The 26,813-nt window shown below is 73.3% G+C and carries 20 protein-coding genes; 13 read left to right on the top strand and 7 right to left on the bottom strand.

From position 1 onward, the window contains the following. Nucleotides 1–17: 17 nt before the first annotated feature. Nucleotides 18–1,523 (bottom strand): MFS transporter, encoded by a 1,506-nt coding sequence (locus ACGFWJ_RS06315; RefSeq protein ID WP_392945821.1) that lies wholly within the window; start codon nt 1,521–1,523, stop codon nt 18–20. 202 nt (nt 1,524–1,725) lie between these two features. Here ACGFWJ_RS06315 and ACGFWJ_RS06310 point away from each other — a divergent pair, with 202 nt between their 5' ends. From ACGFWJ_RS06310 to ACGFWJ_RS06285, 6 genes are all read left to right on the top strand, one after another. Beyond that, entirely contained in the window at nt 1,726–2,097 is a 372-nt protein-coding gene (locus ACGFWJ_RS06310) for a YciI family protein (RefSeq protein WP_392945819.1), read from the top strand. After that, nucleotides 2,094–3,320: an RNA polymerase sigma factor gene (locus tag ACGFWJ_RS06305; RefSeq protein WP_392945817.1), complete on the top strand. Its 1,227-nt coding sequence runs from the start codon at nt 2,094–2,096 to the stop codon at nt 3,318–3,320. The genes ACGFWJ_RS06310 and ACGFWJ_RS06305 overlap by 4 nt, the downstream gene beginning before the upstream one ends. 128 nt (nt 3,321–3,448) lie before the next feature. Then, on the top strand, nt 3,449–3,631 hold the full coding sequence (locus tag ACGFWJ_RS06300) for a hypothetical protein (RefSeq protein WP_392945815.1): 183 nt from the start codon (nt 3,449–3,451) through the stop codon (nt 3,629–3,631). A 58-nt stretch (nt 3,632–3,689) separates the two neighbouring features. Then, on the top strand, nt 3,690–4,364 hold the full coding sequence (locus tag ACGFWJ_RS06295; protein WP_392945813.1) for a hypothetical protein: 675 nt from the start codon (nt 3,690–3,692) through the stop codon (nt 4,362–4,364). Next, nucleotides 4,361–5,272, top strand: a complete 912-nt coding sequence (locus tag ACGFWJ_RS06290) for a DUF6895 family protein (RefSeq protein WP_392945811.1) — start codon at nt 4,361–4,363, stop codon at nt 5,270–5,272. The genes ACGFWJ_RS06295 and ACGFWJ_RS06290 overlap by 4 nt, the downstream gene beginning before the upstream one ends. Next, nucleotides 5,269–6,237: a serine hydrolase domain-containing protein gene (locus ACGFWJ_RS06285; RefSeq protein WP_392945809.1), complete on the top strand. Its 969-nt coding sequence runs from the start codon at nt 5,269–5,271 to the stop codon at nt 6,235–6,237. Before ACGFWJ_RS06290 ends, ACGFWJ_RS06285 begins: the two co-directional genes overlap by 4 nt. 58 nt (nt 6,238–6,295) lie before the next feature. On the opposite strand, the gene ACGFWJ_RS06280 is transcribed toward ACGFWJ_RS06285, so the two are convergent. Further along, nucleotides 6,296–10,249: a cell envelope integrity protein TolA gene (locus ACGFWJ_RS06280; RefSeq protein WP_392945807.1), complete on the bottom strand. Its 3,954-nt coding sequence runs from the start codon at nt 10,247–10,249 to the stop codon at nt 6,296–6,298. 193 nt (nt 10,250–10,442) lie between these two features. Further along, nucleotides 10,443–10,913 (bottom strand): cyanase, encoded by a 471-nt coding sequence (cynS, locus tag ACGFWJ_RS06275; RefSeq protein ID WP_392945805.1) that lies wholly within the window; start codon nt 10,911–10,913, stop codon nt 10,443–10,445. Nucleotides 10,914–11,313: 400 nt separating this feature from the next. On the opposite strand from cynS, the gene ACGFWJ_RS06270 reads away from it, so the two are divergent. Next, nucleotides 11,314–12,549 (top strand): peptidase S8, encoded by a 1,236-nt coding sequence (locus ACGFWJ_RS06270; protein WP_392945803.1) that lies wholly within the window; start codon nt 11,314–11,316, stop codon nt 12,547–12,549. 110 nt (nt 12,550–12,659) lie between these two features. On the opposite strand, the gene ACGFWJ_RS06265 is transcribed toward ACGFWJ_RS06270, so the two are convergent. Then, complete coding sequence (locus tag ACGFWJ_RS06265) at nt 12,660–13,094, bottom strand: RidA family protein (protein WP_387646791.1); 435 nt, start codon at nt 13,092–13,094, stop codon at nt 12,660–12,662. A 161-nt stretch (nt 13,095–13,255) separates the two neighbouring features. On the opposite strand from ACGFWJ_RS06265, the gene ACGFWJ_RS06260 reads away from it, so the two are divergent. From ACGFWJ_RS06260 to ACGFWJ_RS06235, 6 genes are all read left to right on the top strand, one after another. Continuing rightward, nucleotides 13,256–14,062 (top strand): fumarylacetoacetate hydrolase family protein, encoded by an 807-nt coding sequence (locus ACGFWJ_RS06260; protein ID WP_387864123.1) that lies wholly within the window; start codon nt 13,256–13,258, stop codon nt 14,060–14,062. An 86-nt stretch (nt 14,063–14,148) separates the two neighbouring features. Beyond that, on the top strand, nt 14,149–14,652 hold the full coding sequence (locus ACGFWJ_RS06255; protein WP_387646796.1) for a cupin domain-containing protein: 504 nt from the start codon (nt 14,149–14,151) through the stop codon (nt 14,650–14,652). After that, nucleotides 14,652–15,566, top strand: coding sequence for an acyl-CoA thioesterase (locus ACGFWJ_RS06250; protein ID WP_392945799.1), 915 nt, complete (start codon nt 14,652–14,654; stop codon nt 15,564–15,566). The genes ACGFWJ_RS06255 and ACGFWJ_RS06250 overlap by 1 nt, the downstream gene beginning before the upstream one ends. Then, nucleotides 15,563–17,191: an AMP-binding protein gene (locus tag ACGFWJ_RS06245; protein WP_392945797.1), complete on the top strand. Its 1,629-nt coding sequence runs from the start codon at nt 15,563–15,565 to the stop codon at nt 17,189–17,191. The genes ACGFWJ_RS06250 and ACGFWJ_RS06245 overlap by 4 nt, the downstream gene beginning before the upstream one ends. Further along, nucleotides 17,188–19,560 (top strand): bifunctional salicylyl-CoA 5-hydroxylase/oxidoreductase, encoded by a 2,373-nt coding sequence (locus tag ACGFWJ_RS06240; protein WP_392945795.1) that lies wholly within the window; start codon nt 17,188–17,190, stop codon nt 19,558–19,560. The genes ACGFWJ_RS06245 and ACGFWJ_RS06240 overlap by 4 nt, the downstream gene beginning before the upstream one ends. Nucleotides 19,561–19,612: 52 nt before the next feature. After that, nucleotides 19,613–20,503, top strand: a complete 891-nt coding sequence (locus ACGFWJ_RS06235) for a PaaX family transcriptional regulator C-terminal domain-containing protein (protein WP_392945793.1) — start codon at nt 19,613–19,615, stop codon at nt 20,501–20,503. Nucleotides 20,504–20,532: 29 nt separating this feature from the next. Here the strand turns inward: ACGFWJ_RS06235 and ACGFWJ_RS06230 are convergent, their stop codons facing one another. The 3 genes from ACGFWJ_RS06230 to ACGFWJ_RS06220 all read right to left on the bottom strand — a co-directional run. Beyond that, nucleotides 20,533–21,963, bottom strand: coding sequence for a DUF2252 domain-containing protein (locus tag ACGFWJ_RS06230; RefSeq protein WP_392945791.1), 1,431 nt, complete (start codon nt 21,961–21,963; stop codon nt 20,533–20,535). Nucleotides 21,964–22,023: 60 nt separating this feature from the next. After that, nucleotides 22,024–23,859, bottom strand: coding sequence for a hypothetical protein (locus ACGFWJ_RS06225; protein ID WP_392945789.1), 1,836 nt, complete (start codon nt 23,857–23,859; stop codon nt 22,024–22,026). After that, the coding region (locus tag ACGFWJ_RS06220; RefSeq protein ID WP_392945787.1) for a DUF5682 family protein at nt 23,856–26,813 on the bottom strand (2,958 nt) is incomplete at its 5' end. The genes ACGFWJ_RS06220 and ACGFWJ_RS06225, both read right to left, overlap by 4 nt.

The following is a 26,813-nucleotide window of genomic DNA, read 5'->3' as shown; positions in this document are numbered from 1 at the left end:
GCCGGAGTCCCTCGCGGCTACGCCCGGCTCACCTCCGCCTCCGGAAGCGTCACCGCACCCGCCGCCGCAGGCTGTCGCATCGTCAGCACCAGAACCGCCAGCGCGGCAAAGATGACCGCCGCGGCAAGCCCTGTGACGTGCAGGGCCGTGGTGAACGCCTCCCGCGCGTCGCGCAGCAGCGCAGCCCCCTGCTCCGCGGGAAGCTGCTGCGCGGCCGCGACCGCGCCCGCGAGGGAGTCGGAGGTGCCGTGCATGCCGTGCCGGTAGACGATCGCGGCCAGCACGCCGAGCAGGGCGAACCCGAGCGAGCCGCCGAGGTAGTTGCCGGTCTCCGACATGGACGCGGCGGAGCCGGCCCGTTCCGGGGGGACGGAGCCGAGGACGAGGCCGGTGCCGAGGGCGAACAGCGGGCCGGTGCCGAGAGCGAGGACGGTGATACCGGTCATCGCCAGCGGCAGGGCGCCGTCCCCGTCGACGGCGGCCAGCAGCAGGCCGCCGAGCGCCGAGAGGGCCAGGCCGCCCGCGATCGCGGTGGTCTGCTTCATCCGGCGGGCGAGCGCGGGTGCGGTCATGGTGCCGACGGCCACGCCGATGCCCATGGGGGCGAACAGCACCGCCGAGACGGCCGGCGAGTGGTCGAGCACGTTCTGCAGGTACTGGGTGACCAGCAGCCCGGTGCCCGCCATCGCGACGCCCGCGAGGACCAGCCCGACCAGGACGGCCGTGAACGGCCGACTGCGCAGCAGGCGGAGGTCCAACAGCGGGGAATCGACCCGGAGTTGACGCCGGACGAAGAGCATCCCCAGCACCGCGCCGACCACCGGCGCGACGGCCGGCCAAGCCGAGGCCCCGCCCGAAATGCCGTCCACGGCCAGCTGCTTGATGCCGTACACCAGCAGCATCATCGCCGCCAGCGACAGCCCGACGCCCGCCGGGTCCAGGCGGCCGGCGCGGTCGCTGCGGAACTCGGGGAGCAGCGCCGGCCCGGCGATCAGCAGGAGCAGCATCGGCGGTACGGCGATCAGGAACACCGATCCCCACCAGAAGTGCTGGAGCAGTACGCCGGCCAGCACCGGCCCGAGCGCGCCGCCGGCGAACTGGCCGGTGGCCCAGATGGCGATGGCCCGGCCGCGTGCCCGCTCGTCGCGGAACATGTTGGTGATGAGCGACAGCGTGGAGGGGGCCAGGGTCGCCCCGGCGACGCCCAGCAGGGCCCGCACGACGGTGAGCATCAGCGGATCGACCGCGAAGGCGGCCACCACCGAGAGCACCGCGAACGCGGCGGCGCCGGTCAGTAGCAGGCGCCGGCGGCCGATCCGGTCGCCGAGGGTGCCCATGGTGATGACCAGGCCGGCCACCATGAGGCCGTAGCTGTCGCTGATCCACAGCTGTTGGACGTTGTCCGCCCCGAGGTCGGCGCTGAGCCGTGGCAGCGCCAGCAGCAGCGCGGTCACGTCCATCGCGACGATCAGGGTCGGCAGCATGAGCAGGGCCAGTCCCCACCGTGCCCGGTCGACTCGCATCTCCGAAAGCTCCTTCTTCACCTGTTCCCGACGTTTCGCCGGGTGGTCGGAGCGGCCGAGCGGTTCTTGACACCCCCACCCGTCCCGACGGGCAAAAAACTTCTCGCCCGGAACTCGCCCGAAAGATGTCAAGACCGCGTCGACGGCTCCGACCACACCCCGAGGGCCCCGGCCGGGGCCGCCGAACAACGAGGAGTGCGAGATGAAGTTCCTGATCGGCCTGCACATCAACCCGGCGGCGCTGGACGCGCTGACCGACGAGGAGAAGGCGGGTCTCGGCGCCGGCCACGGCAGGTTCATCCAGACGCTGAAGGACTCCGGCGAGCTGATCCTCACGCAAGCGCTGGTGGATCCGTCGCAGTCGGCGGTGGTGTCGGTGCGGGGCGGGCAGACGGTGGTGACGGACGGTCCGTTCCTGGAGGCGAAGGAGTTCCTGGGCGGCTTCTACCTGGTGGACTGCGAGAACAAGGAGCGGGCGGTCGAGCTGGCGTCGCAGATCCCGGACGCGGCGATCGCGGGTCTGGGGGTGGAGGTGCGTCAGGTGATGTTCTCCGACGGAAACCTGGAGGCATGACAGCAACCGACTTCGAGGGCCTGCTGCGTGAGCTCGCGCCGCAGGTCCTCGGCACGCTGGTCCGCCGGTACGGCCGGTTCGAGGGCTGCGAGGACGCCGTCCAGGAGGCGGTGCTGGCGGCGGCCGTGCAGTGGTCGGCGGAGGGGGTGCCAGAGAGTCCGCGCGGCTGGCTGGTGACGGTGGCGTCGCGGCGGCTGGTGGACCAGGTGCGCAGTGACCGGGCGCGCCGCGAGCGGGAGTGGGCGATGGCTGCGGAGGTGGTGCCGGAGGAGGTGCCTGGCACCGACGACACGCTGGTGCTGCTGTTCCTGTGCTGCCATCCGACGCTGACGGCGGCGTCCCGGACGGCGTTGACGCTGCGTGCTGTGGGTGGTCTGACGACGGCGGAGATCGCCCGCGCGTTCCTGGTGCCGGAGGCGACGATGGCGGCCAGGATCAGCCGGGCCAAGCAGCGGATCCGGGCGGCGGGCAGCCGGTTCGTGCTGCCGGTCGGCGCGGAGCGCGAGGAGCAGCTGCGGGTGGTGCTGCACGTGCTCTACCTGATCTTCAACGAGGGCTACATCGCCTCCTCGGGCAGCGAGTTGCACCGCGCGGACCTCGCCCGCGAGGCGATCCGGCTGACCAGGACGGTGCATGAACAGCTGCCGGGCGACAGCGAGGTGACGGGGCTGCTGGCGCTGATGCTGCTGACGCACGCCCGCCGGGAGGCGCGGGCGACGGCGTCCGGCGACCTGGTGCCGCTGGACGAGCAGGACCGCTCGAAGTGGGACCGCGCGCTGCTGGGCGAGGGCATGGCGCTGGTCCGGGCGTCGCTGGCGGATCCGGCGCTGGGGCCGTACCAGTTGCAGGCCGCGATCGCGGCGACGCACGCCGACGCGGCCACCGCGGCGGAGACCGACTGGTCGCAGGTGCACGCGCTGTACCTGGTGCTGGAGCGGATCGCGCCCAACCCGATGGTGACGCTCAACCGTGCGATCGCCCTCGCCGAGACCGAGGGCCCGGCCGCGGGCCTGGCGCTGCTGGCCGCCCTGGACGAGGACGGGCGGTTGGCCGGCCACCACCGGCTGCTGTCGGTGCGGGCGCACCTGCTGGAGCGGAGCGGCGACCTGGCCGGGGCGTTCGCACACTACCGACGTGCCGCGAAGGCCACCGCGAGCCTCGCCGAGCAGCGCCATCTGGAGTTCCGGGCGGCCCGGGTGCGGGCCCGGCAGTCGCGTCCATGACATGAGGTCATGCCCCTGACAGCGGAGCCGGAACTCCACATGCGTCGATCCGGGGCCGCGCCTAGCGTGGGGAAAGGACATCGTCGATCCGACGATGACGTCCGTCCTTCCCCAAGGAGGCGTATCCGATGCTTGCCCAGACCGTGCTTACTCCGCACCGGGCGACGACGCCCGAACTCGGCGCCGTGCGGGCGCTGATGACCGAAGACGAGTCGACGGTCAGCGACGCCCCGCTGTACCGCCCCGAGGCTCTCGGCGTGCTCCTGCTCGCCCTGCTGCTCTCCCCGAAGGGTCCCAAGGAGAAGAAGTAGCACCGACCCGGCATCAAATCGGAAAACCCGGAAGAATCGGAAGAAAGTAGCAGACCCCATGCCGTTCGCCGAATCGCCCCAGCGGGAGTTCGCTGCCGCGACCGAGTGGGCGGCAGGCCGCACCCTCGACGCTCTCACCGGCGCCGAGGGCGCGGCTCTTCCCGCCCCCGCCGCGCCGGAGCCGCAGGCCCTGCTGGCCGGAGTCCGGGTACTGGGCCCGGACGTGTTCGCCCCGACCCTGCTCACCGGCGTCCCGACCCCGCCGGAGACCGCCGAGCTCGCCGCCGAGGCGTTCCGGCTGTTCCCCTCCGACGAGTCCGGGATCCACGTGTGGCGCGACCGGGCCACCGCCGAACTCCTCTCCCTCGCCGGCTACCCCGTCCTGGCCCCGCCCCCGCCCCCGCCGCCCGACCCGGGCGAGGACGGCTGGCAGCACTGGTCGGTGCGAATGGCGCAGCTGTCCTGCCTCGCCCTGCCGACCCTGGACGGCCCGGTGCACCGGCTCGCCCACGAACACCCGCTCGCACTCGCCCGCGGCGCCGCCCGTGCCGTGCTGCGCCGCGACCACCGCACCGCCGCCCGGCTGGTCCGCTGGCTGGCCTGGCTGCAGCACACCGGCACCCCGTCCGCGCTGGAACTACCGCCGCTGCTGCGGCAGTTGGCGCTGACCGGCGACGGCACCGCGCGCAGCGCCCTCGACCTGGCCGTCGCCCAGCACCTGGCCGCCGCATGAACCCGGCCGTGCTCGGCAACGCCCACCGGCTGGCCACCCGCTCGCTGGAGTGGCTGCACACCGCGCACGAGCAGGGCCTCGGCGCCCTGCCGCCCGACGGAGGGGCCGACCTCTCCGACCCCGACAACGCCTACAAGCCGATCGGCGAATGCGCCCTCGCCGCCTCCCTGGTACTGCGCGAGACCGTCTCCGGCCCGACCGAACGGGAACGTGCCCGGGTGCTGCTCGACTTCGGCTGGCAGCAACTGCGCCAGGGCGACCTGCTGTACGAACGGCAGTTCCGGCACATGCTGCTCAGCGACCCGCTGGAGACCTACCTGCACTTCCACCGGGCCGGCTACCGGCACCCGTCGCTGGACGAACTCCTGCGCGGCCTCGACGGGTTGCGCGCCACGCACGCCGTGGAGTCGATGCCGAACCGGCGCCTGGCCGTCGCCAACGCCCGGCACGTGATCGGACTGGAGAGCCGACCCGCCTGGGACGCGCTCGCCACCGCGACCTGGCTCGGCGCCCGGCCCGAACCCTGGGCGATCGACTGGATGACCGCCTACAGCGTCACCCACACCGTCTTCCACCTCACCGACTGGGGCGCTCTGCCCGACCGGCTGCCCGCGCCGCTGCGCGAGTACCTGGCCGCCTGGCTGCCCGTGTGGGCCGACATCTGGCAGGAGACCGGCCAGTGGGACCTGCTCGGCGAACTGCTGATCGTGGACGCCTGCCTGCCCGAGCCGGTCTGCGACCCGCGGAGCTGGGAGCACCTGCTCGCCGCCCAGCGCGAGGACGGCCTGCTGCCACGCGACCTGGACCCGGTCGACGAGGACCCGGCGCGCGCCTTCAAGGACAACGAACACACCGCTGTGGTCGGCGTGGTGGCCGGCACCCTCACCCTCGCCCGCGCCCTCCGGTGAACCCGCACCTCACGGCACTCGCCCGGACCGTACCGCGCGGGTCCGCCATCGCCCTCGCCACCGTCTCCCCCGACGACGGCGAACGACTGCTCTGCCACGGCCGAACGGACGGCCTCTCCAGCGAGCCGGTCACGCCGGACACCGGCTTCGAACTCGGGTCGGTCAGCAAGACGTTCACGGCCCTGCTGCTCGCCGAACTGGTCGCCCGGAACGACCTGAGCCTCCAGGACACCGTCACCGTCTCCGACACCCCGCTCACCCTCCTCCACCTCGCCACCCACACCTCCGGCCTCCCCCGCCTACCGCCCGGCCTGCGGCGCTCGGCACTGCCCTCCTGGTTCACCAACCCGTACGCGGCCTACTCCACCGAGGACCTGGACCTGGCCATGACCCGAACTCGCCTGCGGCACAAGCCCGGTGACCGGGTGCACTACTCCAACTACGGCGTCGGCCTGCTCGGCCGGACCCTCGCCGAACGCACCGACAGCACCTACCCGGCGCTGCTCGCCGACCGCATCGCCGGACCGCTCGGACTCACCGGCACCGGCTGCGAGCCCGGCTCCGCCGTCGGCCACCTGCACGGACGTCCGCTCCCGCCCTGGGAGATCCCCGCCCTGCCGGGCGCCGGCGCCGTCCGCTCCACCGCCCGCGACCTGCTGCGCTACCTGACCCTCCACCTCGACCCGGCCGCCGCCCCGAGCACCTCGCTGGAAACCGCACTCCACGACGTCCAGCAACCGCGCCTGGTCAAACCCCGCTCCACGGACCGCATCTGCCTGGTCTGGAACCTCCGCCCGACCCCCGACGGCGACGTCCTCTTCCACTCCGGCGGCACCCGCGGCTGCACGTCCTTCATCGCCTTCTCCCCCCAACGCGGCACCGCCCTGGCCGCGTTGACCAACGCCGGCCCCCGGGTCGACGGCCGCTTCATCCAGACCGGCTACCGGCTCTTCCGCGCGCTCTGACGCAGAACGGGCCGCCGACGCTGGCTGCGTCGACGGCCCGTCGGATGCTCTCAACCGGTCAGGCGGCGAACCAGCCGGTCAGGTCCGCGGTGACGTTCACGTTCCCGGTGGAGTTGTAGAACACCACCCGCCCGTCCACGACCGGGACCAGCACCTGGTGCGAAACCGTCTGGCCCGCCACGTAGTTGAGGCTGGAGGTACCAGGACGGTCGGTGCCGTGCGGGTAGGCGGTCAGGTAGCCGGTGGCGGTCGGGTCGGTGGCCGTGACGTTCAGCAGTACGGCAGTGGCGCCGTACGGCACGCCATCGACGCCGCCGACCTGGAAGCTGACGATGCCGCCCGCGCCGACGGTGCCCTGGCGGGCGCCGGTGCCGTCGCGGGTGTCGAGCAGGCGCAGCGGGGTGGCGGGGCTGAAGGTGCTGGTGCCGGTCGCCGAGTAGTAGCCGGTGACGTCGGCGATCAGGTCGACGGTGCCGGCGCTGTTGTGCAGGTCGACCTTGCCGTTCACCACGGGGACGGTCACCAGGTTGGAGACGGTCCGGCCGGGGGTGAAGTTGAGGTTCGACGTGCCGGGCAGCGGCTGCCCGTCGGCGTGGGCGGTGATCCAGCCGGTCGCGGTCGGGGACACGGCCGTCACGTTCATGACCACGGCGGTGACGCCGTCGGCCGGGACGCCCTTGATGCCCGTCACCTGCACGGCAGCCGTCTGGCCCGCGCCGATACGGGCCTTGGGCGCGCCGGTGCCGTCGCGGGTGTCGAGGAAGCGGGCGGGGGTGATCGGCGTGAGGGCGGAGCCCTGGTCGGTGGCGTCGGTGTAGTAGCCGGCGAGGTCGGCGACCAAGTCAAGCGTTCCGGTGTCGTTGCGCAGGTCGGTCTTGCCGTTGACCACGGGCACCGTCAGCTGGTTGGCGGTGGTGCGGTGGGCGGCGAAGGTCAGGCTCGGCACCGCGGACTGGCCGGCGGTGAGGTGTCCGTCCTCGCTGGGGTCGACGGCGGTCACGTTCAGCACGACGGAGGTGACGCCGGTGGCCGGGACGCCGTTGGCGCCCGTCACCTGCAGGCTCGTCGTCTGGCCCGCGCCGATGCGGGCCTTGGGCGCGCCGGTGCCGTCGCGGGTGTCCAGCAGGCGGGCCGAAGTGAGCGGCACGAAGCGGGACTTGACGGGTGTGTCGGCCGCGGTGACCTCGAAGGCGTTCGGCACGTAGCCCGGCGAGGCCTGGCCCGGGGTGTAGCCCATGCCGTCGCGCAGCAGGTCGTACTTGCCGGGTGCCAGGTTCCTGGTGTCGACGAGCACGTTCAGCACGGTGCCGTCGGCGTTCACCGACTGCGGCCAGACCAGGCTGTTCGTGGAGCTCTGCGACAGCTTGATCTTGCTGCCCATCGTCAGGCCGGTGCCGCGGATCACGGCCGGCAGCAGGGTGCCGGCCCGGCCGGTCGCCGGGGCGATCGTCTGCGGCGTCCCGTAGTCGGGCCTCGAGCCCCCGGCCAGGCCCTGGACGGTGTACTCGACCGGGGTCGGGGACTTGTCCGGGGTGACCATCAGCAGCGCCCGGCCGTCGGTGGAGCTCCAGTTCGTGCAGGCGCCGCCGAACTGGCCGTAGTTCTGGAAGCACTGGTAGCTGTTGTAGGAGTCGGTCCACTCGTTCGGGCCGGAGATCGCCAGCCACGGCGGCAGGAAGGGTCCGGCGTTGCTGGTGGTGCCCGCGACGGTGATGCCCTGACCGGCCTTCAGGTCGATCACGCCGCAGTACGCGGTGTCGGTCTCGGTGAGCATGCCGCTGTGCTGCGGGAAGCCGTTCGCCGACAGCACGTTGCCGTTGCACTCGGGGGCCCAGCCGTCCGCCCCGCCGACCTTCCAGGCGTCGACGTTCGCGTGGACCGCCTTGCCCTGGTAACCGGACGCGACCACCAGGGCCACGTACGAGGTCGAACCGGTCATCTTGCAGGAGACGCCCCACTGCCGGCACTGGACCTTGCCGTCGGCGTCCACCGCCATCAGCAGCGTGCCGGCCTCGTAGCGGTTGCCGGTGGTGCGGCTGGTCAGCCAGAACTTGTCGGTGGCCGCGCCGGTGATCCGCACGCAGCGGGCGTCCAGCGCCGAGGTGAAGTCGAACGGGGTGGACGGGCCGCCGACGGCGGTCGAGGAGCGGGTGGTGCACGGCGCGCTCGGCGAGATGTCCCGGCGCACCATCTTGTAGGTGTCCGTCTGACCGCCGGCCAGCACCGCCGTGTACGAGGTGCCCGGGGTGAACCGGCAGGTGGTGGTGGAGCTGCCTTGCGTCGAGCAGACCTCGGCGCCGGTGCCGTCGGTGATGGACACGGACGCGTTCACCTGGTTCAGGTTGTTCGCGTAGTCCAGCATTTCGGCGGGCGCGTGCTGGTCGGCCGGGATGCTCAGGCAGCGCTGCGGGTCGGTCGCGTTCAGCGAGACCTCGGTGCCCCAGGAGCCGCCGTAGCCGGACTGCGGCCAGGCGGTGCAGCCCGCGTCGCTGTCGGTCCGGTGGACGATCACCCCGTACGGCTTGCCGGCGCCGGCGGTGAGCACGGCCCGGAACGGGGCGGTGCCGGTCAGCTTGCAGGCCGCGTAGCCGTAGCCGCCGTTGTCGCACTGCTTGACGCCGCCCGCGTCGTCGATCTCGACGGTGGCCGCGGCTCCGTCGGTGGGCGGCCGGTTGAGCACGTACAGGCCCTTGCCGGAGGCGGTCGGCAGGGTCAGGCAGCGGGCCTGCCCGGCGCTGTCGAAGGTGCCGGTGACGGCGCCGGAGGCGAAGCCGTCGTCGGGGGTGGCGGTGCAGCCGCGGGTCTCGGTCGCCGAACGCAGCGTCATCCCGTAGGCGCCCACGTCACCGGAGTCGCCGTCCAGCACCCAGGTGTGATCGCCGGCGGTCAGCGTGCAGTCGGTGCTCTGGCAGCTGTCCAAGGTGCCGTCGGTGCGGAACAGCCGACCGCGCAGGTACGTCCCGGAGTTGTTCACCCAGCTGTACTGGTAGCGGCCGTCGGCGGCCACCCGCAGGGTGCGGCAGCGGGTGGTGGAGGTCAGGTCGGGGGCCTCGCCGTAGGCCTGCGGCTCGACGGTCGCGCAGCCCTCGGGCCGGGACAGCCGGGCGGCGGCGAAGGTGTAGTTGACCGCCTGGCCGGAGACCTGCTGGACCGTCGCCCGGTAGGGCGCGGTGCCGGTCAGCGCGCAGTCCAGGCCGCTGCTCGAGTTACCGGTGGTGTAGGAGTCGCAGATCCGCTTGCCGGTGCCGTCGTAGACGGTCCAGGTGGCCTGGTAGTTCGGCCCGTAGGTGCGCAGCAGGTCGCCCGGGGCGAGGTCGGTGGTGTAGCAGTCGCCGACCGCGCCGGTGCCCAGCGAGCCGCTGAACGACTTCGCTGTGCCCAGCTTGCTGTCGTCGCCGGCCACCGTCCTGCACGCGCCGGTGGACAGCAGCGGCAGGTAGGCGACGGAGATCGAGTTCGCCCCGTAGGCGTTGGTCAGGTTCAGGGTGTACGTGCCGGCCTGCCCGGTCGCGCAGCGGAACGCGCCGGAGGCGTAGGAGATCACGTTCTCGCAGGCGACGGTCGAGCCGTCGGGCGCGGTCAGCGTCCTGGTCAGGCTGTACTGCTGGGTGGCGAGCACCTGGAACAGGACCAGGTCGTGGTCCTGCGTCACGTTCAGCGTCGAACTCGCGGTGCCGGACCCGTCCATCGTGCAGGTGACGGGTGCCTTCGGGTCGAGCTCCGCCGGGCAGGCCCCGGTCGGGTCGGACTCCTGCAGCGCCTTCGCGGCCGCCTGGTGCTCGGCCTGCGGGTCCGGCTTCGGCGCGGCCTTCGGTTCGGCCTTCGGTTCGGCCTTCGCCTCCGGGCCCCCCGCGCGCGGCGCCTCGGCCGCGGGCTTGGCGGCGTCGGACGACCCGCCGGCCGCCGCGAAGGCGGTGCCGGACTGGGCGACCAGCGAGGTCAACAGCAGCGCGCCCGCCGCGAACACACCGACGGCACGTCGGTGCCTGCCGGACGACGGCAGCAATCTCATCGGAACCCCCCAAGGTTCGTCGCTCAACGCCCGTGCCGATCACCGACGTTCGAGCAGCCGGAGTCTAGGGGCGTGCACGCACCATCGCCACCACAATTCGGACACATTTCCGGACGGCCTGGCGGCATGCCGGTGCCCCCGCGGGCCCGGAGGGGCGGACGGGGGCACGGTCGCGCGAGGATGCGGCCGGGTGTCAGAACGGCTTGGTGGGGAGGTACTTGCCGTCGAGGGTGATGACGGCGCGCTCGCCGCCGTCGGGGTCGGCGGCCTTCTTGACGTCGAGCTTGAAGTTGATGGCGGAGATGATGCCGTCGCCGAACTCCTCGTGGACGAGTGCCTTGAGGGTGGTGCCGTAGACCTGGAGCATCTCGTAGAAGCGGTACATGGTCGGGTCGGTGGGGATGCGGTTGGGCATCGAGCCGCGCACCGGGATGGTCTGGAGCAGCAGCGCGGCGTCCTCGTCGAGGCCGAGCAGCTCGGCGACCGCGTCGGCGGAGTCCTTCGGCAGCGGGTGCTGGCCGAGGACGGCGGCGGTGGTGAAGGCGACGGAGAGGCCGGAGGCGTCGGCGATCTGCTTCCAGGTGAGGTTCTTGCGGGTCTTGGCGTCGACGGCCTCGGCGGCGAGGGCCTCGCGGGCGGCCGGGGAGAACTGCGCGTGCACCATGAGGTTGCGCTCCTCTTGCGGGGGTGGAGGTGGTGTACCGGCCCGGTGGGCCGGCGAGATCCACCATGCATGACCTGCACCCATAGCGTCCAAGAGCTGCTGCCGATAGCCCCGATAGATCGCATCTATATGGCGCCTCGCGGATGAGAAAGACAGGCGTCCTTTACCCCCGCCGTTCTGTGTATGGAGGAACCGTCACCTGCGGCCCCCCGCCGGTAAAGGGCAGGTCCAATCTCCTTGCCGCGCATTGCAGTTGACGGGACAGCATCACTAGCGTCGAACGCGGCTCACCAGTGCGATTTCCCCAGGTGCAGGAGCCGCGGCCCCCAGTCACGCCGTCAACTCCTGCCTGCCTGTTCGCCGTTGTGCTCCCGGTTCAGCGACCCCAGGAGGCCCTTCCTTGCGTACCCCCACCGCGCCGACCCTCATCGGTGCCGCTGCACTCGTCCTCTCCGCGTTCACCGGTCTCGCCGCCTCCCCGGCCGGCGCCCAGTCCATGCCCACCACCTACAGCAAGGGCGGAGTGTCCTGGGTGCGGGCGTGCGACGCGCTCGCCAAGGGCGACACCATGAGCTGCCACGCGCTGAAGGTCACCAACGCGACGCAGCACGTCAACGCGCTCGGCGTCACCCCGAACGCGACCCCGTCCGGCTACGGCCCGGCGGACCTGCTGAGTGCGTACAACCTCCCGGCGAACGGCGGCGCGGGCACCACCATCGCGATCGTCGACGCGTACAACGACCCGAACGCCGAGTCCGACATGGCGGTCTACCGGGCGCAGTACGGGCTGCCGGCCTGCACCACCGCGAACGGGTGCTTCAAGAAGGTCAACCAGACCGGCGGGACGAAGCTGCCGACGTCCAACTCCGGCTGGGCGGGCGAGATTTCGCTCGACCTGGACATGGTCTCGGCGATCGCGCCGAACGCGCACATCATCCTGGTCGAGGCCACCACCGCGACCATGACCAACCTGGGCACCGCGGTGAACACCGCGGTCTCGCTGGGCGCCAAGTACGTGTCCAACAGCTACGGCGGCGGCGAGTCCTCCTCCGACGCCTCGTACGACAGCACGTACTTCAACCACCCGGGCGTGGCCGTCACCGTCTCCTCCGGCGACAGCGCGTACGGCGCGCAGTACCCGGCCGCCTCGAAGTACGTCACGGCGGTCGGCGGCACCTCGCTGAACCGCAACTCCAGCACCCGCGGCTGGGGCGAGTCGGTCTGGTACACCAACTCCACCGAGGGCACCGGCTCCGGCTGCTCCGCCTACGACGCCAAGCCGACCTGGCAGGCGGACACCGGCTGCGCCAAGCGCACGATAGCCGACGTCTCGGCGGTCGCCGACCCGGCCACCGGCGTCGCGGTCTACCAGACGTACGGCGGCAGCGGCTGGGCGGTGTACGGCGGCACCAGCGCCTCGTCGCCGATCATCGCGAGCGTCTACGCGCTGGCCGGGACGCCGTCGGCGGGCTCCTACCCGTCCTCGTTCCCGTACGCGCACACCGGTTCGCTGTACGACGTCACCACCGGCTCCAACGGCAGCTGCTCGCCGAGCTACCTGTGCACCGCCACCACCGGCTACGACGGCCCGACCGGCCTCGGTACCCCGCACGGCACGGCGGCCTTCACCGGCTGACGCTCGGACAGACCCACCGACGGGCGGTGGCGCGCAGGGACTCCCCCTCTCCTGCGCGTCACCGCCCTTGTTCCGTTGCGGGTGCGGCCGTCAATGATCAGGACGAGGAGTCAGGACGCGGCGGGGCGGATCAGCCGGTCGTCGGGGATGACGGCGACGCCGAGGATCTCGATCATCGCCTCGGGCTGCCACAGCGCGGTGGTGCCGATGCCGGCCATCGCCGGGTAGACCGGCCCGGCGAGTTCGCGCCAGACCTCGCCGATCTGCTTGCCGTGCGCCTGGTAGTCGGGGATGTCGGTGAGGTAGAGCGTGATGCTCACCAGGTCCTCCGGCCGCCCACCGGCCTCGGCGAGCGTGGCGAGCACGTTGCCGAAGGCCTGCCGGAACTGTTCGACGATGCCGCCGGGGACGATCCGCATGTCCCGGTCGAGGGCGGTCTGGCCGCCGAGGTGGAGGGTGTTGCCGCAGAGCGTGCCGTGCGAGTAGCCGCGCGGCTCGGGCAGCGACGCGGGGTTGACCGGGACGGGGGCCGAGTAGCTCGCCATGGAGGACTCCTGCGGGTCTGGTAACCGTCTGGTGCTGTCGGGTGTCTTCGGTGCGCGTCACCGTAGCAGCTATTGACAGTCCTGTGACGGTCGCAGAACCATTGAAACAGCGCTCCCGGCACCGGGCGGCGTGCAGCGGTGCCGAAGTGGAGGTTCCTCCCATGCGTCTCGCAACGGTCACCCGCCCGGGCGGCGGCAGCAGTGCCGCGGTGCTCCGGGGTGAGGTCTGGCACGCGCTCCCGGCCCCCGACCTGTCGGCCTTCCTGCGCACCGGCGCCACGCCGCAGCCCGGTGAGCCGATCCCCGGCGCCGTCCCCGTGCTGCCGCTGCCCACGCCGGGCAAGGTGCTCTGCTGCGGGCTGAACTACGCCGAGCACATCCGCGAGATGGGACGTGAACTCCCGTCCCACCCCACGCTGTTCGCGAAGTTCGCGGACACGCTGGCCGGGCCGCAGGACGACCTGGTGCTGCCGCGCGGCCTCCAGCTGGACTGGGAGGCCGAGCTCGCGGTGGTGGTCGGCGCCACGCTGCGCCGCGCCGACCGGGCGGCGGCGCTGGCCGGGATCGCGGGCTACACGGTGGCGAACGACGTCTCGGTGCGGGACTGGCAGAACCGGACGGCGCAGTGGCTCCAGGGCAAGGCCTGGGACGGGTCCTGCCCGGTCGGCCCGGTCGTGGTCACCCCGGACGAGGTGGACCCGGCGGCCGGACTGGAGGTGGTCTGCCGGGTCAACGGCGAACAGGTGCAGCGCGACAGCACCAAGACGCTGGTCTTCGACGCCGCCGACCTGCTGGCCTACATCTCCACGTTCACAGTGCTGCGCCCGGGCGACCTGGTCCTCACCGGGACGCCCGGCGGCGTCGGCGCCGCCCGCGACCCGCAGCGCTTCCTGGCCGACGGCGACGTGCTGGAGACGTCGATCTCCGGCATCGGCACCCTGCGCAACACGGTGCGCCTCACCGACTGACCCCGCACCACCGTCGTACACGGCACCGCCGACGATCCAGCAGAGCGAACTCTCTCGAACCGACCCTCAACGACGAGGAGCTTCCCATGGACCCCACCCCCGGCAACTCCCCCGACTACAGCTCGTACCTGCTGGAGGGCGACAACTCGGTGTACGCCACCGAGAGCGGCCTGGTGGTCCCGGTGGTGACCAGGGCGGGCAACGAGCCCGCGGACACCGGGCAGTCGGCGGGCGCCACCCGGATCTCCGGCGTCAGCATCCAGCACACCCCGGCGAAGCGGCTGTGGTTCGGCAAGGTCGGCAACGAGCCCGGCTACCGGTCGGTGCCGCACCACCACGGCGAGGCGGAGACCGGCGGCTACGTGCTGTCGGGCCGGGGCCGGATCTACTTCGGCGCGAAGTTCGCCGACTACGTCGATCTCGCCGAGGGTGACTGGGTGTTCGTCCCGCCGTTCATGCCGCACGTGGAGTGCAACCTCGACCGCAACCGCCCGCTGACCTGGATGACCACCCGCACCCCGGAGAACATCGTGGTCAACCTGCCCGAGGTACCGGACGCGGAGCTCCCCGACTGGCTGGAGCGGCCCTGATGGCCGACACCACCTCGGAGTTCTTCGCCGCGGCCGTCGCCCTGGAGCCCGTCGCGCCCGAGCACTTCGACCTCGCGTTCACCGCCGTCACCCAGCCCTGCCCGTGGCCGAAGGCGTACGGCGGCGACCTGGTCGCCCAGGCGGCGGCCGCGGCGATGCGCTCGGTCGGGGACGGCAAGGTGCTGCACTCGATGCACTCGTACTTCATGCGCCCGGCCGAGATCGGCGAACCGGTGCGCCACGAGGTGGAGTTGCTGCGCGACGGCCGCGGCTACGCGACCCGACAGGTGCGCGCCTACCAGCGGGGCAAGGCGCTGTACGTGTGCCTGGCCAACTTCGCGGCGGGCGAGCCCGGCGGCAGTTTCGCCGCCGCGCCGCCCGGCGCCCTTCCTGACCCCGATGAACTGCCCGGCTCCGCCGCCTACTTGGCGGACCGCGAGGGCGGCACCATGACCGAGGCGTCCAAGGAGTACTGGTCGGCGGGGCGCAGCTTCGACCTGCGGCACGTGCCGGGCCCGGTGTACCTGGACGTCGAGGGCGGGCGGGCGCCGCACCAGGCGGTCTGGGTGCGGCCGTTCGACGCGCTGCGGCCGGTGGAGGGGCTGAGCGACGCGCAGCGGGACGCGGCGGCGCTGGCGTACGTGTGCGACTACACGATCCTGGAGCCGGTGCTGCGGGTGCTGGGCCTGGGGTGGGCGCGGCCGGGGCTGGTCACGGCGAGCCTGGACCATGCGATGTGGTTCCACCGCCCGCCGCGCCCGGGGGTGTTGGACGGCTGGCTGCTGTACGCGCAGCAGGCGGTGGCGGCGGAGTCCGGCCGGGGTCTCGGCGAGGGCCGGTTCTTCACGCCGGACGGTGTGCATCTGGCGACGGTGCTCCAGGAGGGCATGATCCGGGCGGGGGACGGCAGATGACGGAGTCCGGTTTCCGTGACACGTTCGCGCGCGACCACCTGCCGCCGGCCGGGCAGTGGCCGGTGCTGGAGTTCACCACCGAGTCGCTGCACTACCCCGAACGCCTGAACGCCGCAGTGGAGTTGCTGGACCGTCAGGTCGCCGCGCTGGGCCCGGACCGGCCGGCGCTGCGCACGCCGGGCGGGGAGGTGTGGACGTACGGCGAGTTGCAGCTGCGGTCGGCGCAGGTGGCGCAGGTGCTGACCGAGGATCTGGGCCTGGTGCCGGGCAACCGGGTGCTGCTGCGTTCGCCGAACAATCCGTGGGCGGTGGCGGCCTGGCTGGGCGTGCTGCGGGCCGGCGGGATCGCGGTGGCCACCATGGCGGCGCTGCGGGCCCGGGAGTTGGGGCCGATCGTGGCGAAGACCCGGCCGGTGCTGGCGCTGGTGGACCACCGCTTCTTGGACGAGGTGCGGGGCCTCCCGGAGCTCACGGTGGTGCCGGTCGGCGGCAGCGCGAAGGACGACCTGGTGCAGCGGGCGGCGGGCAAGGAGGGCCGGTTCACGGCGGTGGACACGGCGGCGGACGACGTGGCGCTGTTCGGGCCGACCTCGGGGACCACGGGCGTCCCGAAGATCACCGTGCACTTCCACCGCGATCTGCTGTCGATCGACAACACCTTCGGCACCTCCACCCTGCGGCTGTGCCCGGACGACCTGGTGGCCTGCACGGCGCCGCTGGCGTTCACCTTCGGGCTCGGCATGCTGGTGGTGTTCCCGCTGCGGGCGGGCGCGTGCGCGTTCCTGACCGAGTCGGCAACGCCGGCGCAGCTGGCCGAGCTGGTGGCCGAGCACGGGGTGACGGTGCTGGCGACGGCGCCGACCGCGTACCGGCAGATCGTCAAGTCCGGTCTGACGCATCGGATTTCATCTCTGCGCGTGGCGGTGAGCGCGGGCGAGCACATCCCGCTGGAGGTGTGGGAGCAGCTGCGGGCGGAGACCGGTCTGCGGGTGGTGGACGGCATCGGCGCGACGGAGTTGCTGCACATCTTCATCTCGGCCGCGGGTGACGAGATCCGCCCGGGTGCGACGGGCCGGCCGGTGCCGGGGTTCCGGGCGACGGTGCTCGGCCCGGACGGCGAGGAGCTCGGCCCGGGCGAGGAGGGGCGGCTGGCGGTGATCGGCCCGGTGGGCTGCCGGTACCTGGACGACGAGCGCCAGGCCGACTATGTGCTCAACGGCTGGAACGTCACCGGCGACACCTTCGTCCGCGACGAGGACGGCTACTTCTGGTACCGGGCGCGCAGCGACAACATGATCGTCTCGTCCGGTTACAACATCGCCGGGCCCGAGGTGGAGGCCGCCGTGGACACCCATCCGGACGTGGTGGAGTCGGCGGTGGTGGCCTCGCCCGACGCCGAACGCGGCTCGGTGGTCTGCGCGTTCGTGGTGCTGCGGCCGGGCGCGGCGGCGGACCCGGCGACGGCCCGCAGCATCCAGGACCACGTGAAGCGGCAGCTCGCGCCGTACAAGTACCCGCGCGAGGTGCGGTTCGTCGAGGCGCTGCCGCGCAATCCGAGCGGCAAGCTCCAGCATTTCCGGCTGCGCAGGCTCGTCGAGGACTCGGCAGTGGAGGGCACGGCATGAGGATCGCGGTGGTCGGCGGCGGCCCGGGCGGGCTGTACTTCGCCGCGCTGATGAAGCAGTTGGACCCCTCGCACCGGGTGACGGTGTGGGAGCGCAACGCCCCCGAGGACACCTTCGGCTTCGGCGTGGTGTTCTCCGACGAGACGCTGACCGGCATCGCGGGCGCGGACGAGGTGGTGCACGCCGCGATGGAGCGCGGCTTCGCCCGCTGGACGGACATCGACGTCGATTTCAACGGCCACCGGTTCACCGTCGGCGGGCAGGGGTTCGCCGCGATGGGCCGCAAGGACCTGCTGGAGATCCTCCAGCGGCGCGCCGCGGAGCTCGGCGTGCGCGTCCACTACCGCACCCCGGCGCCGGACGTCGAGGAACTGCGGGCCACCCACGATCTGGTGCTGGCGGCGGACGGTGTGCACTCCGCCGTACGGACCTCGCTCGCCGAGGCGTTCCGCCCGTCGCTGGACACCCGGCACAACAAGTACATCTGGCTCGGCACCGACCTGGTCTTCGAGGCGTTCCAGTTCTTCGTCAAGCAGACGGAGTGGGGCACCATGCAGATCCACGGCTACCCGTACTCGGCGACGGGCTCGACGTTCATCGTGGAAATGCACGAGGAGGTGTGGCGGCGGGCCGGCTTCGACCGCGCCGCCGGGCGGGAGTTCGGGCCGGGCGAGTCCGACGACGACGCGGTCTCCCGGATCGCGGAGATCTTCGCCGACGAGCTGAAGGGCCACCAGGTCTTCACCAACAAGTCGCGCTGGCTGAACTTCACCACCGTCCGCAACGAGCGCTGGTACGACGGCAACGTGGTGCTGCTCGGCGACGCCGCGCACACCGCGCACTTCTCGATCGGCTCCGGCACCAAGCTCGCCATGGAGGACGCCCTGGCGCTGGCGGCCTGCCTGCACGAACGGGCAACCGTTCCCGAGGCGTTGGCCGCGTACCAGGAGGAGCGCCGGCCGGTGGTCGAATCGACCCAGCGGGCCGCGCAGGCCTCGCTGGAGTGGTTCGAGAACATCGGCATGTACGCCGACCAGGAGCCCGCCCAGTTCGTCTTCAACCTGCTGACCCGCTCGCGCCGGATCACCTTCGAGAACCTGAAGGAACGCGACGCGGAGTTCGCCGGGTTGGTGGAGGGCGACTTCGCCCGGCAGCAGGGGCTGGCGGCGGCGCCGGCCATGTTCCAGCCGGTGCGGATCGGCGAGTTGGAGCTGAACAACCGCGTCGTCGTCTCGCCGATGGACATGTACTCCGCGGTGGACGGCGTGCCCGGCGACTTCCACCTGGTGCACCTGGGTTCGAAGGCGCTCGGCGGCGCGGGCCTGGTGATGAGCGAGATGGTCTGCGTCTCCCCCGAGGGCCGGATCACGCCCGGCTGCGCGGGCCTGTGGAACGACGCGCAGCGCGACGCCTGGCATCGCACCACCTCCTTCGTGCACCAGCACAGTTCGGCGAAGATCGGCCTCCAGCTCGGCCACTCGGGCCGCAAGGGCTCGACCCGGCTGATGTGGGACGGCATCGACGAGCCGCTCCCCGACGGCAACTGGGAGGTGATCGGGCCGTCGGCGCTGCCGTACGGGCCCGGCTGCCACGTACCGCGCGAAGCGACCCGAGCCGACCTCGACCGGGTGCTCGCCGACTTCGAGGCGGCGGCGCGGCGCGGGGTGGAGGCGGGCTTCGACCTGATCGAGGTGCACGCCGCGCACGGCTACCTGTTGTCCTCCTTCCTCTCCCCCGTCGCCAACCGCCGCACCGACGCGTACGGCGGCAGCCTGCCCCGGCGCCTGCGTTTCCCGCTGGAGGTGTTCGACGCCGTCCGGCGGGCCGTGCCGGAGCGGATCCCGGTGACGGTGCGCATCTCGGCGACCGACTGGCTGCCGGACGGCACCACCGAGGAGGACGCGGTGGAGATCGCCCGGGCCTTCGTCGAGCACGGCGCGGCCGCGATCGACGTCTCCTCCGGGCAGGTCGCCAGGAACGAGAAACCGGCCTACGGGCGCTCCTACCAGACGCCGTTCGCCGACCGGATCCGCCACCGGGTGGCCGCCCCGGCGGGGGTGCAGGTGATCGCGGTGGGCGCGATCTCCTCCTGGGACGACGTCAACTCGATCCTGCTGGCCGGCCGCGCCGACCTGTGCGCACTGGGCCGCACCCACCTGTACGACCCGCAGTGGACGCTGCACGCGGCGGCCGAACAGGACTACCGCGGCGCGGGCGCCGAGTGGCCGGTGCAGTGGCGGGCCGGACGCCGCCGCCCGCCCACCGCGCGCACCGACCGCGTCCCGCCCCGGCTGTCGCTGCTGCGCGACGGCGCCCCCGCCACCGTGCACCTGCGGTGGACGCCGGACCGGATCGGGGCTCCCGCGTGAGGGCCCGGGGTGCGGTCCGATCATCGGTTCGACGTCCGTCATACTCACTGGGATGAGCGAGACACTCGGCGGGACGAGCGGGGCACTCGGCGGGACGGCCGAGCCCACGGACGACGCCCGGCCCACCGCGGCACGCCGTTCCCGGACCGTGCTGGTCACCTTCCTCGGCGCCGTCGTCCGCAAGCTGGGCAACTGGATGCCGATCGCCGGCACCGTCGAACTGCTCACCCAGGCCGGCCTGGACGCCTCCAGCGTCCGCACCGCGGTCTTCCGGCTCAAGCAGCGCGGCTGGCTGGAGGCCCAGACCCGCTCCGGCGTCCGCGGATACGCACTGACGCCCGCCGCGCTGGAGGCACTGGCCGCCGGCGACGAGGTGATCTGGCACGCCCGGCAGCCCGCCGACCTCGCCGACGGCTGGTGCCTCGTCAACTTCTCCGTCCCCGAGTCCGCCCGCGCCAGACGCCACCAACTGACCGCGCACCTGGCCGCGCTCGGCTTCGGCAACATCGGCGCGGCCGTGTGGATCGCCCCCGCCCGCATGCTCCCCGCCGCCGGGCGCGCCATCGACGAACTCGGCCTGACCGACCAGTGCGCCCTCTTCACCGGCGACCACGTCGGCGGGCAGGAGCTCGCCGCGATGGTCCGCAAGGGCTGGGACCTGGACGAAATCGACCGCCGCTACCGGGAGTTCCTCACCGACCGCACCGCCGAGGCCGACCGCCTGGCCGCGACCGCGTTCGTGGACGGCCGGGACGCCTTCACCGGCTACCTGTCCGTGGTCGACGACTGGCGCAAACTCCCCTTCCGCGACCCGGGCCTGCCCCCGCAGGTCCTGCCCCCCGACTGGTCCGGCCCCGCCGCCGTCCACCTCTTCGAACAACTCGTCGCCGCCCTCGAGGGCCGCGCCCTCGCCCACGCCGCGCCGTACTGGTCGCCCCGCTAGGCCGTTTTTCGAGCCGAACGAAATGCGGCCTAGCCGGCGGGCAGTTCCTCGGCGGGCAGCCGGCCGGCCTTGACGGCGTCGACCAGCGCCCGGTGGTCGCGTTCGTTCTGGTCCGCGTACGCCTCGGCGAACGACACCAGCGCGTGGTCGAACACGTCCTTCTTGCCCAGGTACGCGGCGATGGCGATCCGGTCGCCGGAGCGGGCGTGAGCCCGGGCCAGAGTGAATCCGCAGACCTCGCCGAAGACCTGCATGCCGGACGGCAGCAGGTCCTCGGCGACCACGATGCCCTTCCAGTCGCGCAGTTGGCGGATGTAGAAGTCGCGCTGCCGGTCGTCGAGGCCCCGCACCCGCTCCCAGCCGAGGAAGATGTCGCTGGCGGCCTGCATCAGTCGCTGGCCGGCCACCACCCGCTCGCCCTGGTTGTGGTACTCGCTGGCGCCGACGTGGGCGGCCAGTACGGACGGGCCGGCCTCCTTGGCCTGGAGGAACAGCGGGTCCTGGCCGTCCCGGCCGAGCATCAGGAAGATCCAGCAACGGGTGCCGACACTGCCGACGCCGACCACTTTGCGGGCCACGTCCACCAGCCGGTAGTCGGCCAGCAGGGTACGCCGGTCGGAGCTGAGGGTGCTGCCGTACCGTTCGACCAGACTACGGAACTCCCGTTCCAGCGCGGCACGTTGCATCTCCGGCAGCAGTTCGTCGATGGGCATCAGCAGCGGCGGGTCGGGGGCGATCCGTACCTCACCGTCGATCACCCGGGTGAGTTTGCCGAAGACCTGGAGGCTGTCCCGGGTGCGGGCCTTGGCCATGCTGCGGGCCAGCATCGTCCGGCCGCGCTTGTGGAGGCGCCCGGTGGCCAGGGCCTGGAGCTGGGCGGAGTCCATCCGGGTGTACCAGAGGTCGAGGTTGCCCAGGGCGGCGAAGCGGATCATCGACTCGCGGTACGACCGGACGGTGGCCCGCACGATGTCGGCCCGCACCCCGTCGTCGAAGTCGTTGGCCCGCCCGGCGATCACCAGGCTGGCCGCCAGCCGCTTGACGTCCCACTCCCAGGGGCCGGGCAGCGTCTCGTCGAAGTCGTTGATATCAAACAGGAGTTGGCGCTCCGGCGAGGCCAGCAGCCGGAAGTTCAGCATGTGGGCGTCGCCGCACAGCTGGGCCCGGATACCGGAATCCGGCGAGCCCGCCAGGTCCGAGGCCATGATCGCGGCGGCGCCCCGGTAGAACCGGAACGGCGACTCCATCATCCGGGCGTAGCGGATCGGCACCAGCTCGGGCAGCCGGACCGCCGACTGCGCCTTCAGGATCTTCAACGGATCCGGCCGGTCCTTCGCCGCCCGGAACTCCGCATGACTCGAACGCGGGGCACGCCGCCGGGCCTCCCGCCCGAGCGCCACCCGCTCCTCGGGCGTCGCGTTCGGCACGGCCCGGATCGCCGTGGTCGATTCCTGGTCCATCCGAGGCCTCCTCGCGCTCACCCCACCCGTCTCCGGCGCCCGGAGGACGCCCACCTCCGATCATCTCGGCACCGGGCCGATCCGGCCTGTCGGATCAACGGCGGCCTCGGCCGGCCAGGCGGCCGCGCAGAGTGCGGTGACCAGCTCCTCCTGGTAGCGCGCGGCAGCGAGCCAGGCCGCGGCGAAGCCCAGGTGATCGGCGCCGTGCAGACGGCCGAACACATCACGCTCCCGATCCGCCGCCGCCGCGTGCAGCGCGACCAGCAACTGCTCTGCGGTGCCGAGACCCACCGCCCGCAGCCCGCGCCCTTCCGCAGCGGCCTGCGCGGAGCGTCCGGCCAGCGCCCGGCGGCCGCCGGTGACGGCCTGTTCGAGCGGGCGGGTCAGCAGGTGGAAGGGCGGTTGCGGGGGGAACGCGGCGGCAGGCGGCGCTTCGGCGTGGCCCGGCGGCAGGTCGGCGTGTTGAAGGCGTTCCAGGCCCAGGCTGACGCGGTCGCGGTACGCGGGCGGCAGAGTGAGCGGCGGGCCGGGGCGTCCCGGGGCGGGGGCGGCGGCCAGCAGGCGCAGGCGCGGGTGGGTGGCGCGCTCCAGGCGGCCGATCACGCGCAGCGGCAGGCCGGGTACGGAGGCGAGTGCCGCGAGGTTGGCGGCGAAGGCGAGTCGCGGGTGGTCGTGGGCGGGCAGCAGCGCCACCGTCGTCCCCGCGCACTCGGCGAGCAGTTGCGGGCCGGGCGAACCGGGGACGGCGCCGGGGCCGAGCACGGTGACGTCGAGGAACAGCAGGTCCGACCCGGCGGGCCGCCGCTCGTGCGGGGTGCGTCCGGCGGTCAGGGCGCGGGCGATCTGGGCGGGCACCGGTTCCGCCCAGAGCCGGGCGACGGGCTCCTCGTCCCAGTCGGCCCCGGCGGCGCGCACGGCCCGGACCTGCGCGCCCGCGCCGAGGCGCCCGGACTCGGTCCGGGTCCCGCCCTGGACGACCAGCCCGGCGCGGGCGAGGTCGCGGTGCGACAGCGCCGCGTCCCCCAGCCGGACCTGCCGGCCGGCCGCCGCCCCCGCGAGTTGCGCGGCTTCGGTCGGATCGGCGTGCGGGGTGACGTCGGAGACGGTGGCGAGCTTCCCGTCTGCGTCCACCACCCAGACCGTCACACCGGCGTGCGTGGCCGACACCACCGGCTCGGCGAACAGCCCGTACAGGCGCAGCGAGCCGACCTCCCGGTACGTCTGCCGGGCCGCTCCACGCAGCTCCCCGGACGTCAACACGGTGGTGGCGCCGAGCAGTTCGCGATGGGCGGCGGCCAGGTCGGCGAGCCGGTGGCCGGGCTCGGCGGCCCGGGCGGCGCGCAGCCGGGTGACCACGGTGGTGGCCAGCGCGGCCGGCCGGTGCAGGCCGAGCAGCCGGGCCTGGTGGGCGGTGCGCAGCAGTTCCGCCTGCAGGATGCTGCCGGCGCCGCTGATGCCGGCGGCCAAGGTGTCGGCCGCGACCCGGCGCAGGCGTTCGACGGCTTCGGCCTCGGCGGGGGTGAGCGGCTCGTCCGGCGGCGGGGCGTCAACTCCCGTGTCCGGCACGGGTTCCGAAGGCGTTGGCACCGGTTCGTCGGCGGCGGGCGCGGCCAGCGGCGCGGCCGTGACGGCGGCGGCGCGGTGCAGGCAGTCGGGGGCGAGCAGGCAGCCGCACCGGACGTCGTCGGCCGTACGGACGGTGCCGCCGGGGGCGTGCAGGACCAGCACGGTCTCGTCGTCGATCCGCAGTGTCCAGTCGTCGCCGGTCCGCTCGATCGGGCGGTCGGCGAGTTTGGCGGCCGCGCCGTCGAGCCGCTTCTGGAGGCGCGCCGACAGGGCCAACACCACCTCCGCGACCACCTCGGCGGCCACCGCGGGCCATCGGGTGTCTGTCATCGGATCTTCTCCCCCACCCAGCGGGCCAGTTCCAGCGGGCTGAGCGCCGCCACCGGCATGCCCGCGGCGACGAGTTGTTCGGCAACGGCTACCGAGTACCGCGGCTTTCCGGTGTCGTCCAGGGCGGCGCAGCCGAGCAGCTGGCAGCCGGCGCCCACCAGCGCCCGGGTCTCCGTCAGGAGCCCGCCGAGCGGGTAGCCCTCCTCGAAGTCGCTCACCACCGCGATCAGCGTGCGGGACGGCACGGTGACCAGCTCGCGGGCGTACCGCAGGCCCGCCGCGATGTGCGTCCCGCCGCCGACCCGGACCTCCAGGAGCAGCCCCAGCGGGTCGTCGACCCGTCCGCTCAGATCGACGACGTCGGTCGAGAAGGCCACGAAGTGCGCGGTCAGGGACGGGACTCCGGCCAGGATCGACGCGGTCAGCGCGGCCCAGACGGTGGACGCCTCCATCGACCCGGACACGTCCACGACGAGGATCAGCCGCCAGTCGTTGGCCTGGGTGGCCCTGGTCCGGAAGACCGGCCGTTCGGGCACGATCACGGTGCTTCCGTCGGCGCCGGGACGGGCGGTGGCGAGGTTGGCCCGGATCGTCCGGTCGAGGTCGAGCGGGCCGCCGCGACGGCGGCTCGGCCGGGGCAGGGTGAGTCCGGTCAGCGCGGGGCGCAGCGTGCTCGCCAGCTCGCGCGAGAGTTCCTCCACCAGCCGCCGGACCAGCGGGCGCAGGGCGGCGAGGCGCGCCTCGGGCAGGCCGCCCGCGTGCTGGAGCACCGTGCGCAGCAGCTCGACCGAGGGGCGGACGGCCTCCGGGGCGAGCGCCTCCAGCACATCGGTACGGCCCGCGCCGGCCGCGGCGGCGAGCACCTCCTCGCGGATGCCCGGCCCGAACAGGGCCACCAGTTCCTCCGACCACTCCCGGACGCCCGGGTACGGGGCTTCCCGGCCACCGCGCCGGTCACCGGTCGGGCCGGGCGCGGAACCCTCGCCCCGGCCGGTGCCGTACAGCTCGTCGAGCGCGGCGGCGAGTCGCGCGGACCGGCCGGTCGGGGCCGGGCCGCTGCCCGGGCGTCCGAGTACCAGCCGCCAGCGGTCGGCGGGCGGGAGAGTCGTTCCGGGGGTTCCGGTCGGGCGGGTTGGCTCGTCGGGCGCGTGAAGCCCTGCGGGATCGTCCGCTTTTTCGATCAACAATCCACTGGCTTCGAGCAATTGACGCACAGCCAGATCGGCCCGGGCCCAGGTGGCGAGGGTGGCCGGGTCGAGCTCGGTCGGCAGGGTGTCGACCCGGGCGCCGAGGCGTTCCTCGACGACGGCGAGCAGCCGGTCGCGGGCGGCCGGGCTGAGTGTGTCGAACCCGCCGCGCAGGGCGGGCAATCGGTCCAGGAAGGCTTCGTCGGAGAGCCCGGTGACGCGGGCCAGCAGGGGTTCGAGCGCGGCCGGGGCGGCGGTGAGCAGCCCCTCGGCCGCCGTGAGCAGCCCGCCGAGAGACCGACTGAGTGCCGCCCGGCCCGCCGGGGCGGAGGCGGCGTCCACCCAGGAGGCGACCCGCCCGCCGAACTCGGCGGGCTCCTGATGGCCGAGCAGCACCCGGGTCGCGCCGGCGGCGCCGCGGATCAGCGGCGAGCCGTCGTCGGCGAGGCGGCGGAGGGTGTGGCCGAGCCGGATGCCGCCGTCGGCGTCGGCCCGGCGGGCGAACTCCACCAGGGCCCGGGCATCGGCGAAGTCGTCGGAACCGGCCAGGCCCTCGAGCCCCCTCACCGCGGCGGCGGTGAGCAGTTCGGCGGCCTCGGCGGCCTGGCCGAGCAGCGGCGCGACCGCCTCGCGGCCGGCCAGGTGCCCGGCGGCGAACCGGTCGAGCAGGGCGAGCCCGTCGAGCAGTTCGGCGAGGGACGCCACCGCCGGTACCTCCTCGGCGAGTTGGCCGAGCCGGGCGGCCGTCAGCGCGGGCAGGGCGCACCCGGCGGCGGCGGCGAGACCGTCGATGGTCTGCCGGGCCGTCGAGCCGCCCGCCTCCCGTTCGCGCCGCAAGCGCTCGCGCAGCGCACCGTCGGCGGCCTGACCGGGCGTCACCCCGCGCACTCCCGCAACGGTGAGCATCGCGGCAACGGCCGGCGTCCACTGCACCCGCCACCGCGACCCGACCGCGTCGGCGCCGCCCGCACCGGTCACGGCGACCGGTTCGCCGTACGGCACGCCGCACACTTCCAGGCGGCGCAGCAGCAGTTCGCGGCGGGCGTCGAGGGACGAGCGGTGCGGGTCGAGCCGGAGATCGCGCGCGGACGGCTCGGCGGCGTCGGGCAGGCCGAGTTCGACGAGCAGCGCCTCGACGGCCGGTCCGAGACCGGTGCGGGGCGCGGCCGGGGTCGGACGACCGATGCGGCTGCCGACCAGCACCTCCTCGAGCGCCCGGGCAACAGCCCGACCGCGCCCGAGCGGTTCCCCCTGCGCGAGGGCGGTCTGCACCGCCTCGATCAACTCCCCCCGCCCCGGCGCCGGAAGCCCGCGCAGCCGGGCCAGGTCTCCCGCCAGCCGCACCACCTCCCGCGCATCGGCGGGCCCGGCAGGGTGCCCCTGGCCGCGCAGCGCGTCGCAGATCCGCACCGCGGTGCGGGTGAGCTCTGCGGCGAGCCGGTCCGGGTCTCCGCCGGCGGCCAGCACGGTGTGCTGCCACTCCGGGTCGCGAATCCCGGCGGGGTAGCCGGAGCGGGCGTCGAGCAGCGGGTACGTGTAGGGAACGAGCGAGATGACGTACGACTCCGGCCCGCCGGTCGACGCAGGCGCGGTCTCCGACGACGGCACGGTCGCGACGGGCTTTGCCCGGGCAGTCGCCGGGGCCACGCCAGCCACCGAAGGAGCAGTCGCCGCCGGGGCCACGCCAGCCACCGAAGGAGCAGTCGCCGCCGGGGCCACGCCAGCCACCGAAGGAGCAGTCGCCGCCGGGGCCACGCCAGCCACCGA

The organism is Kitasatospora sp. NPDC048407 (assembly GCF_043200475.1).
Lineage (GTDB): Bacteria > Actinomycetota > Actinomycetes > Streptomycetales > Streptomycetaceae > Kitasatospora.
Note: the sequence above shows the minus strand (reverse complement) of the source record. Positions and strands in the feature narration are given on the sequence as shown.

What these genes read in the sequence shown, in the direction of transcription:
- ACGFWJ_RS06315 (WP_392945821.1), bottom strand. Translation starts at nt 1,523, where the DNA reads ATGCGAGTCGACCGGGCACGGTGGGGACTGGCCCTGCTCATGCTGCCG.
- ACGFWJ_RS06310 (WP_392945819.1), top strand. Translation starts at nt 1,726, where the DNA reads ATGAAGTTCCTGATCGGCCTGCACATCAACCCGGCGGCGCTGGACGCG.
- ACGFWJ_RS06305 (WP_392945817.1), top strand. Translation starts at nt 2,094, where the DNA reads ATGACAGCAACCGACTTCGAGGGCCTGCTGCGTGAGCTCGCGCCGCAG.
- ACGFWJ_RS06300 (WP_392945815.1), top strand. Translation starts at nt 3,449, where the DNA reads ATGCTTGCCCAGACCGTGCTTACTCCGCACCGGGCGACGACGCCCGAA.
- ACGFWJ_RS06295 (WP_392945813.1), top strand. Translation starts at nt 3,690, where the DNA reads ATGCCGTTCGCCGAATCGCCCCAGCGGGAGTTCGCTGCCGCGACCGAG.
- ACGFWJ_RS06290 (WP_392945811.1), top strand. Translation starts at nt 4,361, where the DNA reads ATGAACCCGGCCGTGCTCGGCAACGCCCACCGGCTGGCCACCCGCTCG.
- ACGFWJ_RS06280 (WP_392945807.1), bottom strand. Translation starts at nt 10,249, where the DNA reads ATGAGATTGCTGCCGTCGTCCGGCAGGCACCGACGTGCCGTCGGTGTG.
- cynS (WP_392945805.1), bottom strand. Translation starts at nt 10,913, where the DNA reads ATGGTGCACGCGCAGTTCTCCCCGGCCGCCCGCGAGGCCCTCGCCGCC.
- ACGFWJ_RS06265 (WP_387646791.1), bottom strand. Translation starts at nt 13,094, where the DNA reads ATGGCGAGCTACTCGGCCCCCGTCCCGGTCAACCCCGCGTCGCTGCCC.
- ACGFWJ_RS06260 (WP_387864123.1), top strand. Translation starts at nt 13,256, where the DNA reads ATGCGTCTCGCAACGGTCACCCGCCCGGGCGGCGGCAGCAGTGCCGCG.
- ACGFWJ_RS06255 (WP_387646796.1), top strand. Translation starts at nt 14,149, where the DNA reads ATGGACCCCACCCCCGGCAACTCCCCCGACTACAGCTCGTACCTGCTG.
- ACGFWJ_RS06250 (WP_392945799.1), top strand. Translation starts at nt 14,652, where the DNA reads ATGGCCGACACCACCTCGGAGTTCTTCGCCGCGGCCGTCGCCCTGGAG.
- ACGFWJ_RS06245 (WP_392945797.1), top strand. Translation starts at nt 15,563, where the DNA reads ATGACGGAGTCCGGTTTCCGTGACACGTTCGCGCGCGACCACCTGCCG.
- ACGFWJ_RS06240 (WP_392945795.1), top strand. Translation starts at nt 17,188, where the DNA reads ATGAGGATCGCGGTGGTCGGCGGCGGCCCGGGCGGGCTGTACTTCGCC.
- ACGFWJ_RS06235 (WP_392945793.1), top strand. Translation starts at nt 19,613, where the DNA reads ATGAGCGAGACACTCGGCGGGACGAGCGGGGCACTCGGCGGGACGGCC.
- ACGFWJ_RS06230 (WP_392945791.1), bottom strand. Translation starts at nt 21,963, where the DNA reads ATGGACCAGGAATCGACCACGGCGATCCGGGCCGTGCCGAACGCGACG.
- ACGFWJ_RS06225 (WP_392945789.1), bottom strand. Translation starts at nt 23,859, where the DNA reads ATGACAGACACCCGATGGCCCGCGGTGGCCGCCGAGGTGGTCGCGGAG.